This is a genomic window from Nocardia sp. NPDC003693 (assembly GCF_053981095.1).
On sequence record NZ_JBSFNO010000045.1, the window covers coordinates 1 to 16,536 of the forward strand.

The 16,536-nt window shown below is 70.4% G+C and carries 16 protein-coding genes; 4 read left to right on the forward strand and 12 right to left on the reverse strand.

All coding sequences use genetic code 11. From position 1 onward, the window contains the following. The 6 genes from ACWDOP_RS33220 to pyrR form a co-directional block, all read right to left on the reverse strand. Positions 1–297, reverse strand: a 297-nt coding sequence (locus tag ACWDOP_RS33220) for a carbamoyl phosphate synthase preATP-grasp domain-containing protein (protein ID WP_456348220.1), incomplete at its 3' end; no start/stop codon positions are given. Next, entirely contained in the window at positions 297–1,415 is a 1,119-nt protein-coding gene (gene carA / locus ACWDOP_RS33225) for a glutamine-hydrolyzing carbamoyl-phosphate synthase small subunit (RefSeq protein ID WP_454202952.1), read from the reverse strand. The genes carA and ACWDOP_RS33220, both read right to left, overlap by 1 nt. After that, entirely contained in the window at positions 1,412–1,918 is a 507-nt protein-coding gene (locus ACWDOP_RS33230) for a PH-like domain-containing protein (RefSeq protein WP_456348221.1), read from the reverse strand. The genes carA and ACWDOP_RS33230 overlap by 4 nt, the downstream gene beginning before the upstream one ends. Then, on the reverse strand, positions 1,918–3,276 hold the full coding sequence (locus ACWDOP_RS33235) for a dihydroorotase (protein ID WP_456348222.1): 1,359 nt from the start codon (positions 3,274–3,276) through the stop codon (positions 1,918–1,920). The genes ACWDOP_RS33230 and ACWDOP_RS33235 overlap by 1 nt, the downstream gene beginning before the upstream one ends. Then, the gene (locus ACWDOP_RS33240; protein WP_454202949.1) at positions 3,273–4,238 is read right to left on the reverse strand and encodes an aspartate carbamoyltransferase catalytic subunit; all 966 of its coding nucleotides are present in this window, start codon (positions 4,236–4,238) and stop codon (positions 3,273–3,275) included. The genes ACWDOP_RS33235 and ACWDOP_RS33240 overlap by 4 nt, the downstream gene beginning before the upstream one ends. After that, positions 4,235–4,876, reverse strand: a complete 642-nt coding sequence (gene pyrR, locus ACWDOP_RS33245) for a bifunctional pyr operon transcriptional regulator/uracil phosphoribosyltransferase PyrR (protein WP_454202948.1) — start codon at positions 4,874–4,876, stop codon at positions 4,235–4,237. Before pyrR ends, ACWDOP_RS33240 begins: the two co-directional genes overlap by 4 nt. Positions 4,877–5,376: 500 nt before the next feature. Between pyrR and ACWDOP_RS33250 the strand changes: the two genes are divergently transcribed. Both ACWDOP_RS33250 and ACWDOP_RS33255 read left to right on the forward strand, forming a co-directional pair. Continuing rightward, the gene (locus ACWDOP_RS33250) at positions 5,377–6,249 is read left to right on the forward strand and encodes an alpha/beta fold hydrolase (RefSeq protein WP_454202947.1); all 873 of its coding nucleotides are present in this window, start codon (positions 5,377–5,379) and stop codon (positions 6,247–6,249) included. Between the two features lie 33 nt (positions 6,250–6,282). Beyond that, positions 6,283–6,957 (forward strand): phosphoribosylanthranilate isomerase, encoded by a 675-nt coding sequence (locus ACWDOP_RS33255; protein ID WP_456348223.1) that lies wholly within the window; start codon positions 6,283–6,285, stop codon positions 6,955–6,957. A gap of 32 nt (positions 6,958–6,989) precedes the next feature. Here ACWDOP_RS33255 and ACWDOP_RS33260 read toward each other — a convergent pair whose 3' ends face one another. Together ACWDOP_RS33260 and ACWDOP_RS33265 are read right to left on the reverse strand one after the other, a co-directional pair. After that, the gene (locus ACWDOP_RS33260; protein ID WP_456348224.1) at positions 6,990–7,514 is read right to left on the reverse strand and encodes an AAA family ATPase; all 525 of its coding nucleotides are present in this window, start codon (positions 7,512–7,514) and stop codon (positions 6,990–6,992) included. Between the two features lie 40 nt (positions 7,515–7,554). Beyond that, positions 7,555–9,123, reverse strand: coding sequence for a hypothetical protein (locus ACWDOP_RS33265; protein ID WP_456348225.1), 1,569 nt, complete (start codon positions 9,121–9,123; stop codon positions 7,555–7,557). A 148-nt stretch (positions 9,124–9,271) separates the two neighbouring features. Between ACWDOP_RS33265 and ACWDOP_RS33270 the strand changes: the two genes are divergently transcribed. Together ACWDOP_RS33270 and ACWDOP_RS33275 are read left to right on the forward strand one after the other, a co-directional pair. Next, on the forward strand, positions 9,272–9,898 hold the full coding sequence (locus ACWDOP_RS33270) for an alpha-ketoglutarate-dependent dioxygenase AlkB (RefSeq protein ID WP_456348226.1): 627 nt from the start codon (positions 9,272–9,274) through the stop codon (positions 9,896–9,898). A gap of 121 nt (positions 9,899–10,019) precedes the next feature. After that, complete coding sequence (locus tag ACWDOP_RS33275) at positions 10,020–10,901, forward strand: aldo/keto reductase (RefSeq protein WP_456348227.1); 882 nt, start codon at positions 10,020–10,022, stop codon at positions 10,899–10,901. A 37-nt stretch (positions 10,902–10,938) separates the two neighbouring features. Here ACWDOP_RS33275 and ACWDOP_RS33280 read toward each other — a convergent pair whose 3' ends face one another. Genes ACWDOP_RS33280 through ACWDOP_RS33295 form a run of 4 tightly spaced genes read right to left on the reverse strand, consistent with a single transcriptional unit; the run spans position 10,939 to position 16,522 of the window. After that, a complete protein-coding gene (locus ACWDOP_RS33280) occupies positions 10,939–12,168 on the reverse strand; it encodes an FAD-dependent oxidoreductase (protein WP_456348228.1) in 1,230 nt (409 codons plus the stop codon). A gap of 33 nt (positions 12,169–12,201) precedes the next feature. Beyond that, complete coding sequence (locus tag ACWDOP_RS33285; protein WP_456348229.1) at positions 12,202–13,749, reverse strand: chlorohydrolase family protein; 1,548 nt, start codon at positions 13,747–13,749, stop codon at positions 12,202–12,204. Beyond that, entirely contained in the window at positions 13,746–14,990 is a 1,245-nt protein-coding gene (locus ACWDOP_RS33290; protein ID WP_456348230.1) for an amidohydrolase family protein, read from the reverse strand. Before ACWDOP_RS33290 ends, ACWDOP_RS33285 begins: the two co-directional genes overlap by 4 nt. A 2-nt stretch (positions 14,991–14,992) precedes the next feature. Then, positions 14,993–16,522, reverse strand: coding sequence for an ABC transporter substrate-binding protein (locus ACWDOP_RS33295; protein ID WP_456348231.1), 1,530 nt, complete (start codon positions 16,520–16,522; stop codon positions 14,993–14,995). Between the last annotated feature and the right edge of the window lie 14 nt (positions 16,523–16,536).

A 16,536-nucleotide genomic window follows, 5' to 3' on the forward strand; every position in this document is an offset into this window, starting at 1 on the left:
CTCGTAGGTGCCGTAGAGGTATCCGGAGGCGGGCAGGCCCAGCCGTCCGCAGGGCCCGGTCGCCAGGATGACGGCCTTGGCCCCCACCGCCACGAGCTCGACGTAGGTGGCGTCGGCGAACTCCGGGTCGGTCATGATCGTGGCCGGGTTGGAGTTGACCAGCGAAACCCGCAGGCCCTCCGAGCGCAGCACGCGGCACGCCTGGGTGCCGGAATAGTCGAACTCACAGGCCTGGCCGATGACGATCGGGCCCGAGCCGATCACCAGGATGTGCTCGAGGTCGGTACGGCGTGGCATCAGGCACCTTCCATCAGGGCGGAGAAACGATCGAACAGGTAGGCGGCGTCGTGCGGTCCGGCGGCGGCCTCGGGGTGGTACTGCACCGAGAAGGCGCGGCCGCTGACCAGCTGAACACCTTCCACGACACCGTCATTGGCGCACACGTGGGAGACCTCGGCCTTGCCGAACGGGGTGTCGAACACCTCGCCGCGCTCGCCCTCGAGGGCGAAGCCGTGGTTCTGGGCGGTGATCGAGATGCGCCCGGTGTGGTGCTCGATGACCGGGATGTTGATGCCGCGGTGACCGAACTTCATCTTGTAGGTCTTGCGCCCCAGGGCGCGGCCCAGGATCTGGTTGCCGAAGCAGATGCCGAACAGCGGGATGTCGGCCTGCAGCACCTGCTGGGTCAGCGCGACCGCGCCGTCGGCGGTGGCCGGGTCACCGGGACCGTTCGACAGGAACACCCCGTTGGGGTTCAGTTCCTTGATCTGGTCGAAGGTGACGTTCGAGGGCACCACGTGCACCCGCATGCCGCGCTCGGCGAACATGCGCGGGGTGTTGGACTTGATGCCGAGATCGACCGCGACGACGGTGAAGCGGTGTTCGCCGACCGGCTCGATGGTGTACATCTCGTCGGTGGAGACCTCACCGGCCAGGTCCGCGCCCAGCATGGAGGGCTGGTTGTTGACCCGGGCGAGCAGTTCCTCGTAGTCGGCCAGGGCGCTGCCGGAGAAGACGCCGGCCTTCATGGAACCGCGGGTGCGCAGGTGCCGCACCAGGGCCCGGGTGTCGATGCCCGCGATGCCGACGATGTTCTGGTTCTCCAGCTCTTCCTGGAGGGTGCGCTTGGAGCGCCAGTTGGAGGCGCGGCGCGCGGGGTCGCGCACGGCGTACCCGGCGACCCAGATCCTGCTGGACTCGTCGTCCTCGTCGTTCCAGCCGGTGTTGCCGATCTGCGGGGCGGTGGCCACCACGATCTGCTTGGCGTAGCTGGGGTCGGTGAGGGTCTCCTGGTAGCCGGTCATCGCGGTGCAGAACACCGCCTCGCCCAGGGTCTGTCCGGCCGCGCCGAAGGTCGTCCCGCGGAACACGCGACCATCCTCGAGCACCATCACCGCGGTATCGCCGCTGCTCATGCCTCGTCTCCCGTCTTCGTAGATGTCTTCGCCCCGGTCCAGGCCGGGTACACGGTCTTGTCATCGCCCCGGAAACCGGTATCCACCTCGGTTCCGGTCGGCAGCTTCCAGCGAATCACCAGCACGCCGCCTTCGGTCATCACCTTGCCCGCGTGCCCGCGCTCGGTGCGCACCGCGGTGATGGACTCCTCGGGAATCCAGATGGTCCCCGCGCCCGATCGCTCGAGCAGGATGCCGCGTTCGAACCTGGTCATCTCCGCGGTTGCCCGGAAACCCAGGTCGCCCACCGTGATTCGCTGAATCCAGCTGGGCGAGAGGGTGCTGCCCAGGTAGAGGCCGGTGGTCGGCTCCAGCAGTTGCGCGCCGCAGTCCGCGGGCACGGGCGGCAGTTCGCCGATCGAGGCCGCCTGCTTCTTGGCCCTACCGGTCCAGGCCCAGTACATGAGCCCGATTCCGGCGACGAAGGCCACCAGCAGCAACACGACCTGCACGGTTCGATCCATTACGGTTCTCCTCGGTTCCCCACCCGCCGGTCTCCACCGGCGAAGACCACATCGGCGCCGCGCGCGGCGCTCGCGACCCCGTCGCGCGAGGTGATCCGGCCGCGCAGGAAGGTGGCTGTCACCTTCGCGGGCAGGGTCATCTCGTCGAAGGGGGTGTTGTGGGCGATGCTGGCGAGTTCCTTCGCGCGCACCGTCCACTCGGTGTTCGGGTCGATCAGCGTCAGGTTCGCCGGTTCGCCGACCGCGATCGGGCGGCCCTGATCGTCCAGGCCCACGATGCGGGCCGGGTTCTCGCTCATGACGCGGGCGACGCCGCGCCAGTCCAGCAGGCCGGTCTCGACCATGGTGCGCACGATGATCGACAGCGCGGTCTCGAGGCCGAGCATGCCGGGGCGGGCGGCCGCGAACTCGCAGCACTTGTCCTGTTCGGCGTGCGGGGCGTGGTCGGTGGCGACGCAGTCGATGACGCCCTCGGCCAGGGCCTGGCGCAGGGCGGCCACGTCGGAGGTCTCGCGCAGCGGCGGGTTGACCCGGTTCACCGCGTCGTAGGTCTCCAGGCGCGAGTCGTCCAGCAGCAGGTGATGCGGGGTGACCTCGGCGGTGATCGAAATGCCCTGGGACTTGGCCCATTTCAGCAGTTCGACGGTACCGGCGGTGGAGGCGTGGCAGATGTGCACGCGGGCGCCGGCGTCGCGGGCCAGCAGCGCGTCGCGGGCGACGATGGACTCCTCGGCGGCGCGCGGCCAGCCGGCCAGGCCCAGGCGGGCGGCGTTCGGGCCCTCGTGCGCGACCGCGCCCTTGGTCAGGCGGGGCTCCTCGGCGTGCTGGGCGATGAGCACGCCCAGGGAGTTGGAGTACTCCAGCGCGCGGCGCATGATCAGCGGGTCGTAGACGCAGTGGCCGTCGTCGGAGAACATGCGCACGTTGCCGATTCCCGCGGCCATGGTGCCCATCTCGGCGAGCTGCTTGCCTTCGAGGCCGACGGTGACCGCGCCGACCGGGTGCACGTCGACCAGGCCGACCTCCTGCCCGCGCCGCCACACGTGGTCGGTGATGACCGAGGAGTCGGCGACCGGGCTGGTGTTGGCCATGGCGAACACCGCGGTGTAGCCGCCGATCGCCGCTGCGGCGGAACCGGTTTCGATGGTCTCGGTGTCCTCGCGGCCCGGCTCGCGCAGGTGCGTGTGCAGGTCGATGAAGCCCGGGAGCAGGAATTGCCCGGCGCCGTCGATGATCTCGGCGTCGCCGGCGCTCAGGCCCGTGCCGATCTCGCGGATCTCACCGTCGGCGAGCAGCACGTCGACCGCGTCGCCTTCGCCGTAGAGAAGGACGTTCTTGATCAGGACGCTGTTGCTCATGCCACCACCTCGTCGGTTCCGACCAGCAGGCGGAACAGCACCGCCATGCGCATATGGACTCCGTTGTTGACCTGTTGCAGCACAGCCGCTTTGGAAGAATCGGCGACGGCCGACGCGATTTCCATGCCGCGCAGCATGGGGCCCGGGTGCAGCACCACGGCGTGCTCGTCGAGCAGGCCGAGGCGGCGCTCGCTGAGGCCGTAGTTGATCGAGTACTCGCGCGCCGACGGGAAGAAGCCGCCGTTCATGCGCTCGGCCTGCACGCGCAGCATCATGACCGCGTCCGCGCCGGGCAGTTCCGCGTCCAGCGAGTGCGAGACGCGCACCGGCCAGGCCTCCACGCCGACCGGCAGCAGGGTGCGCGGGGCGACCAGCACCACCTCGGCGCCGAGGGTGGCCAGCAGGAAGGCGTTCGAGCGGGCGACCCGGCTGTGCAGGATGTCCCCGACCAGCACGACCCGCTTGCCGTCCAGGTCGCCGAGGCGCTGGCGCAGGGTCAGCGCGTCGAGCAGGGCCTGGGTGGGGTGCTCGTGGGTGCCGTCGCCGGCGTTGATGATGGCGGGGCCGGGGCCGGCGAAACCGCCGCTGCCGTCCTGCATCTGGGCGAACCAGCGCGCGATCTGATGGGCCGCGCCCGAGGCCGGATGGCGCACGATGAGCGCGTCCGCGCCCGCCGCGTGCAGGGTCAGCGCGGTGTCGCGCAGGGACTCGCCCTTGGAGTTCGAGGACGAGCTGGAGCTGACGTTGATGACGTCCGCGCTCATCCACTTGCCGGCGACCTCGAAGGAAACCCTGGTGCGCGTGGAGTTCTCGAAGAACACGGTCATGACCGTGCGCCCGCGCAGGGTCGGCAGCTTCTTGACCTCGCGGCCCAGCAGCGCCTGTTCGAAGCGCTCGGCGTCATCGAGCAGCGCGGTGGCGTTCGCGCGGTCCAGATCGGTGACCGAGAGCAGATGCTTCACTTGTCCCCCTCCTGATGACGCAGGTACACGCCGTCGCGGCCGTCGTGCTCGCGCAGCAGCACCGAGATGTCCTCCGAGCGGGAGGTCGGCACGTTCTTGCCGACGTAGTCGGCGCGGATGGGCAGTTCGCGGTGGCCGCGGTCGATGAGGACCGCCAGCTGCACGGCGCGGGGGCGGCCCAGATCGCGCAGCCCGTCCAGCGCCGAGCGCACGGTGCGGCCGGAGAAGAGCACGTCGTCGACGAGTACGACCAGCGCGTCCTCGACCCCGCCCTCGGGCACCGAGGTGCGCTCGAGCGGGCGGTGCGGTCGCGAGCGCAGGTCGTCGCGGTAGAGGGTGATGTCCAGGGAGCCGACCGCGGGGCGCACACCGGAGAACTCCTCGATGCGATTGGCCAGCCGGGTGGCGAGAGTGGTTCCGCGCGTGGGGATTCCGACCAGGACGACGCGGGCGTGCCGGGCGTCTCCGGAATCCAGGGCGGTCTTCTCGATGATCTGGTGCGCCATCCGCGCGATGGTGCGGCCGACATCGGAATCGGAAAGCAGTTCGCGACCGGCGTCGACCTGTTCGGGGTCGTGCCGCTGCGAGTGTTGCTGCTCAGCGCTCGACTTGGGCGCCCGGTCTTCGGGCACAGCCATGCCGACCTCCTTCTCCGCCTCACCGGACGGTCCGTTAAAGGATGTCTTTTCGGGTTTGGAGCCTAGCAGCGGCGGCGAACGCGGCGGGCACCGCACCCCTGTGGCAACCGGGCGTTCGCGGCGGTGGCGCGGGGTGCCCGGAACGCCGGTTCCGCAGAGTGCCCGGTTCGACGGGAATGGGCAGTACAGGGGCCGGCACCTGCGGATTCTTCACCACCGATCCTCGCAACCCGGGGGCGCGAACAGCAATCTTGCAGCAATGAATGAGACCGATGAGTTTGCATAGATCGCCGCCCACTCACCGCGGGCTGGGAGGAACATCACAGCGAACAGGGCGCTGATCTGCGGGTCTCGCCGAGGCGGTCGAGATCACACGCGGTTTGCTCACGCCATCGCCGCGTCTCGCGCGCCGCGCCGCGCACACCCCCGGCGACACGGACATTCCCGGCTACTGACCGGTCTTCATACACCGTAAACCAGACGTGTGCGATGCTCGGGGTGTGAGCAACGAAGCTGATTTCACCGAGCCGGCCCGCGTCACCTTCCGCGGCCACGGCGGCATCGACCTCGCGGGCGACTCCTGGGGACCCCAGGACGGACCGCTCGTGGTGTTCCTGCACGGGGGCGGGCAGACCCGGCATTCCTGGAAGGACTCCGGGCTGGCGCTGGCGAAGGCCGGCATGCACGCGGTGCTGCTGGACGCGCGCGGGCACGGTGACAGCGACTGGTCGCCCGATGGTGACTACCGCCGCGACGCGATGGTCCAGGATCTGATGTCGGTGCTCGAGCAGCTGGGCAAGCCCGCGTTCGTGGTGGGCGCGAGCATGGGCGGGCTGACCGGCCTGCTCGCCACGGTTCACCCGCGCCACGAACTCATCACCGGTCTGGTGCTGGTGGATGTGGTGCCGCGCCCCGAGCGCAAGGGCGTGGAGCGGGTACTGAACTTCCTCAGCGGCAACCCCGAGGGTTTCGCCACCCTCGACGAGGCCGCCGACGCCGTCGCCGCCTACCTCCCCCACCGCCGCCGCCCCCGCAGCCCCGAGGGCCTGCTGCGCAACCTGCGTCAGCGCGCGGACGGCCGCTGGTACTGGCACTGGGATCCGGCGATGATGTCCGGCAGCGGCGAGGACATCGACCTGCACTCCGAGGTCCTCGAGGACGCGGCCCGCCGCCTGACGATCCCGGTCCTCCTGGTCCGCGGCGCCCTCTCCGACGTGGTGAGCGAGACCGGCGTGGCCGCGTTCCGCGCCCTGGTCCCCGCCGCCGACTACGTGGAGATAGGCGCCGCCGCCCACACCGCCGCCAGCGATGCGAACGACGAGTTCACCGACGCGGTAGTCGATTTCGTCCGGGCCAAGTCCCTGCTGAACTAGGTCCCGCGCCCCGCGGCGACTACTCTACGGGCCGTGACCGTGCGCGCGAAGATCTGCGGAATCCGATCCGAGTCGGACCTCACCATCGCGGTCGCCGCGGGTGCCGACGCCGTGGGCTTCATCTGCGGCGTCACCCACCTCAGCGAGGACGCGCTCACCGCCGAGCAGGCGCGCGCACTGGTCCGCCGGACTCCCCCGTTCGTGACGCGGACCCTGGTCACCCATCTCGAGGATCCGGCCGAGATCCTCTCGCTCGCGGACGATCTGGGTGTCGACGCCGTTCAGGTGCACGGTCTGGTCTCCGACGACACGGTCCGCCGGGTCCGCGACGGTGCGCGGGGACGCAAGGTTCTCCGAGCCGTTCATGTCACCGGCACCGAAGCCGTCGAGACGGCGACCCGGATCGCCGCGGATTGCGATGGCGTCCTGCTCGATTCGCGCACCGGCGACCGGCTCGGCGGCACCGGCCTGGTTCACGACTGGTCCATCAGCGCGGCCATCGTCCGGGCACTCGAGGGCTCCGGTTGCCGGGTGATCCTGGCGGGAGGTCTCGATCCCGGCAATCTGACGGCGGCGATCCGGGCGGTACGCCCGTTCGCCGTCGATGTGAACACCGGTGTCGAATCACCCGGCGGCGACAAGTCTTTCGACGCGTGCGCGCGATTCGTCTCGCTGGCTCACGAGGGCGGACAGGACATGGCACTGTGAACTTCCCCTTGATGTCGCACGTCCGGACTTGATCACCGGTCAAACGTCGCGGTGATCCGTGTGGCGAGGGCGGCGACGTCCACGGGAACGGTCGTGTCGACCTCGATCACCGGGGTCAGGGACAGGGGTTCGGGGGCTCGAGACCAGAGGGGCCAGTCGGTGCGTAGGCGGTCGGCATCCCTGTGGATCGCGGCGCGAATTCTGTTGGTGTAGCGGGCTTTTGCTACATCGGGCGGGACCGCGCACCAGATTTCGGCGGTGTGGGTGGCGGCTACGCGGGCGATGCCGGCCTTCGCGTGCGCGCGGTCGCGGGGAGCGAACCACCACGAGTCGAGTACGACAGTATGGGGGGCGGACGCGGCCAGGGCCCACGCCGCGTCCATCGCGATGCCGCCGAGGCCGGGGAACGCCAACTCGTCTTCCACGCAGGTGGCCAGGGACTCCTTGATCGCGTCCTTGGACAGCAGTTCCGCGCGCAGCAGCGGTGCGAGCGTACGCGCCAGCGTCGACTTGCCGGAGCCGGGCAGGCCGTTGACCAGTATCAGGAGTTTGCTCACGGGGGAATCCTCGCCGAAGCGCGAATCCGGCGGGGGCGGATCAGACCCGGGGCAGGGTCGTGTCCAGGGACTCCAGGTACAGGTGGGTGTCGGTCGCTTGGATCTTCAGTTCGTAGATCTGCTGGTTGTTCAGGTGGGTGCGGAGGTAGTCGGACAGCTCGGAATTCTCGGGGGTCCAGGGGGCGGCGGGGCGGAAATCCAGGGCGCTTTCGAGGCCTCGGGGGGTCGCGTCCAGGCCGGGGGTGCGTGGGAGGAGGCGGAGCTCGTCGGTCGTGTACAGGCGCAGGGGGTAGGTGCGGTTCGTGGGGGAGGTCAGGGTCGCGGGGTGTTCGGTTTGGGCCCAATCGAAGTGGTCGAGGGTCAGGGTCCAGCCGGCGGGCAGGGGGCCGCGGAAGGACAGGGGGCTCTCGGGGGCCAGGGTCAGGGCGGACTGATCGGTGTGCGGGTCGGCGGGCAGGAGGGCCTGTTGCAGGGGGTGATCGGTGGGGGTGAAGGACCAGGAATCGGCGTACAGGGGTTTGGACCAGAAGCCGGTGCGGCCGCCGGACCTGCCCTCCACCACCAGGATTCGATCCTCGACGGCGGGACCGCTGTCGTGGATGGACAGCCGCGAGGTGATCTCGCCGGGAACCTTGGGCTGATGCCGCCAGTCCGCGGCGGGCAGCGCGATGGCGGCATACCGCGGATCGAGGCGTTCGACCAGCTGATTCGGCGCGGAAGGCTTGTCGCCCTGCGGTTGCCAGGTGTACCGGCCCGGAATATGGTTCGCCCCGGCGAGATCCAGGTCGTATTCGCGGGTGTAGATGTCCCCGTGGCGATTCATGACCACCGTGACCGACCCGGACACCGACAGGGATTCACCGATGAACCGCCCGCCCACGGGCCCGCCGATCTCGTAGCTGAGATCGGCCGGGAGCCAGGGATCCTGGTAGGTGATGCGCGATCCGTCCCCGGTGAGGCTGACGATCTGCACCAGCCCCGCGGTCAGCGGATGGGTGTACCCCTGGGCGTCACGGAAGCTCGTGGACATGCGATGACTCAGCGCCCACCGGTTCGAGGAGATCGAATCCGATTCCGCGCCCGGAATTTTCATCCCCGGCCACAGCCAGATCGGCCCGCCGTAGGAGTGCGTCCAGTTCCACAGCAGCGGCCCGGACAGCAGATTGTCCAGGGAATAGATCCAGCCCCGCGCGTCGATGGCGACGAGCATGTTCGCGTTCAGCGAGATCGCCTCGATGCGGCCGGCGAGGCAGCCGGGGGTCGGCACCGTGCGCCACGGATCGTCCGAGCCGCGCGGTCGCACGTACAGCGCGCCCGAGCGCAACACCATCTCGACGTAGTCGTTGAATCCCTGCGTGTAGTCCCGGAATTCGACCGCGGGCGGGAAGCTCACGTCCCCCGGAGCGAGCGCGAGCGTATCGAATTGCGCGAGCCCGCCGGGCGTGGGCAGCGGCAGGAACAACCCCGGCAGCGGCGGCAGGATCTGCAGCGTCCCGATCGCGGGCACACAGTCGAGCGGCGCGTCCGCGGCGGCCGGCGGCACCCCGGCGACCCCGGTCGCGGCGCAGGCGGCGACGATCAGCAGCGACGTGCGTACCGAGTGACCCATCATGCGGTTCCCGACTCCGATCGACTGTTCACCCCCGGGCGCACAGCGCGCCCGCCGGAGCCTATCCCCGCCGCCTACGCGATTCCGCTCAGCGACACAGCCGCGAACCACCCTCGAACAGTTGTTCGATGTCTGCTACGTTGATGCCATGTCGATGCCGCTGCAGGGTTCCCTGCTCGATGGATTCGGGGAGGTGGGCGTGGGCGCCCTGACGGGCGTGCGCCGCACCGAACTGACCGCCGGGGCCTGGGTGGACGTCCTGCCCGGCTGGCTCACCGGCGCCGATCAGCTGTTCGAGCACCTGGCCGCCGCGGTGCCGTGGCGCACCGACCGGCGCACCATGTACGACCGCGTGGTCGATGTCCCCCGGCTGCTGTTCTCCTACCGCGAGGGCGAGCCGCTCCCGGATCCGGTGCTGGTCGAGGCCAGGCAGGCGCTGAGCGCGCACTACCGGGACGAGCTCGGCGAGCCGTTCGTCTCGGCCGGCCTGTGCTACTACCGCGACGGCAACGACAGCGTGGCCTGGCACGGCGACACCATCGGGCGCGGCGCCACCGACGACACCATGGTGGCGATCGTGTCGGTGGGCGCGGCCCGCGCCCTGGCCCTGCGCCCGCGTGGCGGCGGCGAGAGCCTGCGCTTCGCCCTGGGCCACGGCGATCTGGTGGTCATGGGCGGCAGCTGTCAGCGCACGTGGGAGCACGCGATCCCGAAGACGCGCCGGGCCGTCGGCCCCCGGATCAGCATCCAGTTCCGCGCCCGCGGCGTGTGGTGAGTCCCCCGCGCGTCCCCGCCGATCCGCCGTTCGCCGAGGGGCGAAGACGGGAATGAACCCCGCCGCCACGCGGTTGCCCCGCATCGCGACAGTCGATACGCGAGGCGAGGAGTGATGTGCGATGGCAACTTTCGAGCTCGGTGGCGATCTACCGGTGGGCCGGATCGGCTACGGCGCCATGCGATTGGCGGCCGCTCCCGAACCCGGATTCGACGCGGGCATGGGCCATATCTGGCGCGCCCCGCGCGATCGTGACGCGGCGATCGCGGTCCTGCGCCGCGCCGCCGAACTGGGGATCACCCTGTTCGACACCGCGGATTCCTATGCCCTCGGCGAGAACGAGGAGCTTGTCGCCGAGGCCCTGCACCCCTATCGCGACGAGGTGGTGATCGCGACCAAGGTCGGGGTGGCCCGCCCGTCGCCGACCGAATGGGTACCGGTCGGGCATCCGGCGTATCTGCGCCAGCAGGCCGAACTGAGCCTGCGGCGGCTGCGGGTGGACCGCATCGATCTGCTGCAGCTGCATCGCGTGGATCCCACGGTGCCGCTGGCGGATCAGATCGGCGCGCTGCGGCAACTGGTCGACGACGGCAAGGTCCGGCACATCGGCCTGTCCGAGGTCTCGGTCGAGCAGCTGCGCGAGGCGACGGCCATCACCCCGATCGCCTCCGTGCAGAACCTGTACAACCTGGGTGCGCGTCAGCACGAGGACGTCGTCAATTACGCAGCGGCACAGGGCATCGCGTTCATTCCGTTCTTCCCGGTGGCCGGTGGATCGCACGCCGGCGCGGACAGCCCGCTGGCGGCGGTGGCCGCCGAGGTCGGCGCGACGCCGGCGCAGACAGCGCTGGCCTGGCTGCTGCGCCGCTCCCCCACGATCCTGCCGATTCCGGGCACCACCTCGATCGCGCACCTGGAGGAGAACACCGCGGCGGCCGAGGTTCGGCTCTCCGCGGACCAGTTCGAGCGCCTGTCCGAGGTAGGCGCGGCGGTGCCCGCGTAACCATCCCGCTGCGAACGGATTTCGCGCGCACCCACGCTCAGGGCCGGCGCGCGAACTCCGGCGCGTGCTTGGGCAGCACGCCGCGTGCCACCAGGAACGGCGGCACGCTCCGCAGCACGGGAATGCGCCGGAACACCCGCAGGGCCGGATTCGCGCGCTCGGCGTTCGAGACGTTGAGCTCCCCGCGCACGGCCGGGCCGATGATCCGGGCGTGCGCGGTGCGCTGCATGGCCTGGGTCAGGACGGTCGGCAGCATCCGGCGCCGTTGCACCCGGGCCAGATCCGCGGGCCGCACCCGGCGGGCGAGCAGCTGGGGCGCGAGGATGCGCGCCGCCGCCACCGCGTCCTGGACCGCCAGGTTGATCCCGACCCCGCCGACCGGCGACATGGCGTGGGCCGCGTCGCCGATGCAGAGCAGGCCGTCGGTGTACCAGCGGTCCAGCCGATCCAGTTGCACGTCCAGCAGTTTCACCTCGTTCCAGTCGCGCACGGCGTCGACCCGGTCGAGCAGCCACGGCACGACCGCCGCCATGTCGCGCAGGATCTCCCCCACCGGCCGTTCCCGCAGTCTCGCGTCGGCGCCCTTGGCCAGCAGCACCGCGCACTGCCAGTAGTCGCCGCGATCGAGCATGATGGCGACGCGGTCGGCGGTCAGCACCGGTACCGCGCCCGCCGGGTCGACGCCGGTGCGCGGTATCGAGAACCACCAGACGTCGAACGGTGTGGCCCAGCGCCGCGAACCGAGTCCGGCCGCCGCGCGCAGCACCGAGGTGCGGCCGTCGCAGGCCACCACCAGGTCGGCTCGAATCTCGCCGGCCGCACCGTCTTTCGTGCGGTAGCGGACACCGGCGATCCGGCCGTTCTCCCGCAGTGGCGCGGTGACCTCGGTGTCCATCTGGAGCCGGAAAGTGGGTTCGCGATCCCCCGCGCGGGCGATCAGATCCAGCAGATCCCACTGCGGCACCATGGCGATGTAGTTGTATCGCCCCGGGATGCGGTCGAAGGTCGCCACGGTCTGCATCGACCCGCCGATGGGCAGCTGCACCGAATTCATGCGCCGCTGCGGCAGTTTGGCGAATTCGTCCATGAGCCCGAGCTCGTCGAGCAGCTCGAGCGTCGTGGGATGCACGGTGTCGCCGCGAAAGTCCCGCAGGAAGTCGCCGTGTTTCTCGAGCACGGTGACCTCGACCCCGGCCCGGGCGAGCAGCAGCCCGAGGATCATGCCCGCCGGACCGCCGCCGGCGACGAGACAGGTCGTTTCTTCCATCGGGCAACCTCCCGGGCGACAACCAGGTTTCGGTCAGTGTCGATGGTAGGCCGAATCCCCCGGGCGACACGGCGGTTCGACGACCTCGCGCGACGATGACCGTGATTCACCGGCCGACCGCCGGGGGAACGAGGGCGGGAACAGCTCGTCGGCGGTGCGGCGCAGGTAGTCCCGTTCGGCATAGGCCGCGCGCATGCGGTCGAACAGCCCTTGCGCGCGCCGCGTCATCGCGGGCAGATCGACCCCGGGAATCGTGCCGTCACGCAGGACCGTGCGCCCCGCCACCATCGCGAACCGAGCGGACCGAGCGGTGCCGTTCATGCACAGCGTGCGCACGGGATCGTCGTGGACGCCGTCGCGCGGGTCGTCCAGGCCGAAGGCCACCAGGTCCGCGGTGGCGCCGGGCTCGATCCGGCCCAGGTCGCCGCGGCCGAGCGCGTCCGCACCGCCGAGCGTGGCCGCGGTGAGGTAGTCGCCGTAGGTGGCCGCGTCGGTGCGGTGAGCCAGGATCTTGGCGATGGTGACCCCGATGTCGATGCCGCGCACCAGATCCGGTGGGAACGAATCGGTGCCCAGCGCCAGGGCGACACCGGCCGCCCGATAGCGCCCGAAGCTGTGCAGCGCCGCGCCGTGCCGGGCGAGGGTGAGCGGACAGTGGACGATCGTCGCGCCGGACGCGGCGAGCGTCGCGACATCCGAGTCCGCTTCGGAGTCGACGTACGGGCTGGCGTCGATATAGATCCCGTGCGGGATGAGCAGTTTCGGCCCGAGGAGCCCGGTGCGCCGCAGCACCTCCAGGGGCGGTGCGCCGAACCTGTCGAGGATCAGCTCCCGCTCGTGGAGTCCCTGAAGCGCGTGCAACCGCACGAGCGCGCCGGTCTCGGCGGCCAGCGCGGCGGTCGCGGCCAGCAGATCCTCGCTCAGGGTCTCGATGCGGCACGGCAGCAGCACCCCGTGCACGAGATCGGATCCGCGTTCGGCCGCCCAGTCGAGAAACCGTGCGGCGCCGTCGAATCCGTCGGTTCCCAGTGCCTCGTTCCAGTAGACGGTCCGCTCGCCGGTGTCGTCCACGACGTTGACCCCGGACCGGTAGCTCGGCCCCAGGTACACGCGCAGCCCGAGCCGCTCGGCGGTCTCGGCCATGGCCGTCGCGTCCTCGAACGTCTCGGCCCAGTCGCTGTGCACCTCCGAGGCGATGGGCATGGCCGTGGTGACCCCGTGCAGCAGCAGCTGCACGAACCCGTATTCCCGGATGAAGGCGCGTTCCTCGGCGTCGAACACCGCGCGCCGCCGGTGTGCGGCGTAGTCGCGCGACCACTGCAGCCCGAGCCCGAGTTCGGGCGACTGCCACGAGTCGAGCAGGGTGTGGTCGATGTCGGTGAGCGCGTCGAGATCGATGAGCCCGGGCAGCAGCACCGCCGTGCCGAGGTCGACGACCTCGTCCACCTCGGCGGCGCCGCGCGGGCCCACCGAGACGATGCGCGTGCCCCGCACCACCACCTCGGCGTCCTCGTACAGCACCTGCTCCCCGTCCCGGTGGCCCAGCACGTGCCGGGCCCGAATGGCCTGTCGCACCGTCATGTCCGACCCCAGCGCCCGGGAATCTCGAAGCCGTCGTGATCGGTGTCCACGGCCACGACCGCGCCCCGGTGCACCACGGTGCGCTCGCGCGGCCGGTCCATGACCGCCGCGGTGGGACCGATCGCATCGAGCAGCACGAATTCGGCGGGATCGCCCGGCGCGAATCCGCCCCACGCCCCAGGTTCGCCGATCGGGCGCAGCGTGCGGTCCAGGATTCCCGCGCCACCCCAGGTCGCGACGGCGAGGGCGTGCTCGACCTCCGCGTCGGCGCCGAACCCGTTGGTGAAGGCCAATTGCCATGCGCGGTCGAGCATGTCGCCGTTGCCGTAGGGCGACCAGTAGTCCCGCTGGCCGTCCATGCCCACCCCCACTCGCACGCCCGCCGCGGCCAGGTCCAGCAGCGGCAGTTCCCAGCCCTTCGGGCTCGCGGCGTGGGTGATCGCGACCTGGTTCGCGGCGAGCCGCTCGATCGCCGCCGGGACCGCGGGCAGTCCGCTCGCCAGGCAGCGCGCGTGCGAAATGGTCACCCGCCCTTGCATTCCCAGCGCCTCGACCCGCTCGAGAATGAGCGAGAGGGTGAACAGGCCCAGCTCCCCCGCCTCGTGCAGGTGGATGTCGACCTCCACCAGATGCCGCTCGGCGAGGGCGAACACCGCGTCCAGGTGCCGCACCGGATCCCGGTCGATCTCGCACGGGTCGATCCCGCCGATCAGGTCGGCGCCCGAGCGCAGGGACGCGTCGAGCAGATCCACCACACCCGGTTCCAGCAGAATGCCGACCTGCGGGAACGCCACGATCTGCACATCGGCGGCGTCGGCGTAGCGCTCGCGCGCCGCGAGCACCCCTTCGAACTTCTCCAGCCCGGAGTCCACGTCGATCTGCGCGTGCGAGCGAATGCGCGTGGCCCCGTTGGCGATCGCCACCGCCAGGGTGAAGGTGGCCCGCTCAGCGACCGACCGTTCGGCCGATCGCCAGTTCGCCCGGTCGTTCATGATCCGGCCCCAGCGGCCCGGCGCGCCGGTGGACTCGCGAACCGGCAGACCGAGACAGCTGGAGTCCAGATGCAGATGCGTGTCGGAGAACGCCGGCAACGCGAGCCGGCCGCCGCCCTCGAGCCGGGAGCCCGCGGGCCCGTCGCCGGGGGCGGCGGCGCGCACCGCCGCCACCACCCCTTTCTCGACGGTGATGTCGACGGCGGCCCCGCCCCAGGGGCGCACGTTGGCTATCACGAGGTCGTGCACGATCAGTCCTTTCCGAAGGTCGCCGTGTTCACGGTGATCATGCCGTCGGCCCGCGGGGTCCAGCTCAGCGCGGGATCCACCGCGTAGCTGGTGTCCGGGGTGTACAGGCCGATCAGCAGCGCCTGCGCGTCGTTCAGCGCGAAAAGCTCGCTGTAGGCGTCGATTCGGGCCTGCCCGCCCACGGTGCGGGTCTTGGCGACCAGGGCCTTGGTGGCGGGCAGCATGGCGTAGTCGTTCTGCTGGCCGCCGAACATGGAGGACACGGGCGCGTCGCCGTCCATGGTGGAGGGCGCGTAGGTGTTCAGGTACAGCCCGGTCGCGGATTTGGTGCCGTAGATGATCTGGGAGAAGCTGCCCTGGTCGGTGCCGTGCAGGGTGACGTTGAGCCCGGCCTTGGCCAGGTCGCCCTGAATCGCCTGTGCGATCTCGGAACTGAGCGGGATGCGCCCGTTGTTCGCGTACTGGAACGGGATCGGCTCGCCCTTGTACCCGGATTCGGCGACCAGGCGCGCGGCCGCCGCTGGGTCGTACACGGCCGCCGGGTACTCGGGGTTGTAGCCGCCGACGTTCTCGGCGACGAGCTGATTGTCGACCTTGGCCTTGCCCGCGAGCACGTTCTTCACGATGCCCTCCCGGTCGATCGCCAGCGCGATGGCCGCGCGCACCTTCTGGTTCGCCAGCGGCCCACCGCTCGAGTTCATACCCAGGAAGGTGACGCCGTTCGACACACCCGACTGCACAGACACATTCGACGCGTCCGAGACCGCCGCCACCTGGTTCGGCGCGATGAGCGCGACGTCCAGGCTGCCCGACTGGACGCCGTTGAGCCGGGCGTCGGCGTCGGCCACGGTCTTGAAGGTCACCTTGTCCACGGTCGCCGGGGTGCCCCAGTAGTTCGGATTGCGGGTGACCACGTATTCGACCCCGCGCGTGTAGTGGTCGAAGACGAACGGTCCGGAGCCGACCGGCGCCGCGGCGAAGCCCGCGGAACCCAGTGCGGTGTAAACGCTTTCGGGCACGATGGACACGCCCGTGACGATGGTGGGCCACGCGGAATAGGCCGCGTTCAGGGTGAAGATCACCGTGTTGCCCGGCCCGGTGACGGCGTTGTCGAACATCTCCATGTACGAGGCCGGATCGCCGGTCGGCGTCGCCTTGATCGTGTTGTAGGTGAAGGCGACATCGGAGGCCTTGACCGGTTCGCCGTTCTGGAACGTCGCGTCCTCGCGAATGGTGAAGGTCCACCGCGTGAAGTCGGCGTTGGCCTCCCAGCGCGTGGCCAGCAGCGGGGTGATCACGCCCTGCTCGTCGAAGCGGGCGAGCTGGTCGAAGGTGGCGAAGTAGTAGTTGTATCCGGCGAGCGAGCCGTCGACGATCGGGTCGGGCACCTTCTCGGGCTCGGCGACCGCGCCGACGACGATGGCGTTGGCCGGGCCGCTGTCGATTCCGGCCGGTGAGCAGCCGCTGACGGCGAGCGCCGCCGCGGTGAGCGCGCCGACGCCGGCGAGGGCGGTGAATCTGGTGAATCTCACGGTGTTCCTTCGGA